This is a genomic window from Rheinheimera oceanensis (genome assembly GCF_018831085.1).
GTDB lineage: Bacteria > Pseudomonadota > Gammaproteobacteria > Enterobacterales > Alteromonadaceae > Alishewanella > Alishewanella oceanensis.
Window position 1 is genome coordinate 1 of sequence record NZ_JAGPNM010000047.1, and the last position, 551, is coordinate 551.

Annotated in this window: 1 protein-coding gene; it reads right to left on the bottom strand. The window is 50.3% G+C overall.

Features of this window, described 5'->3' with window-relative positions:
* On the bottom strand, positions 1-551 hold a 551-nt coding region (locus tag J3B89_RS21035; RefSeq protein WP_215768316.1), incomplete at both ends, for an IS66 family transposase.

Below are 551 nucleotides of genomic sequence, written 5' to 3' on the forward strand. Positions count from 1 at the left end.
CTGGTGGAGAAGGTAAAAACAATTTCATCCTTATCACCATACACCGGCCAGAAGTAACTTTGCTTCATTTTGCCCGGGCCCGCTTTGCCTGCTTTAATCGGCGTTTCGTCCATTGCCAGCACCTGGCTTTGTAAGATGCTACTTAGCATCGCATCCACAATCGGATACAGTAAATCAATACCGCGCGCCACGATGGTGCCCAGTGTGCTGCGGCTTAAAGTAATGCCCGCTGCGGCTAAGCGCTGGTGCTGGCGATACAGCGGCAAGTGGTATTGGAATTTATCGACCAACATGCCGACGATAAAGCTCACATCCGCCACGCTTTTATCCAATACATTAAAGGGAGCCTGACTTGGCAGGAGAGTGTCGCTGCCTTTGCGTTTGATGATTTGCCGGTCATAACGCAGCACGTCGAAGCTCTCTGGGCGCTGTGCTAAACGGAAGGTGCTTTTTACGCCAATCACTTCATACTGGTCGGCATCTTCCCCTTTTAACTCGTCTGGTATCAGCGTAATCACTTTCACCGGTACGTTATCGTTAAATCGCAAACC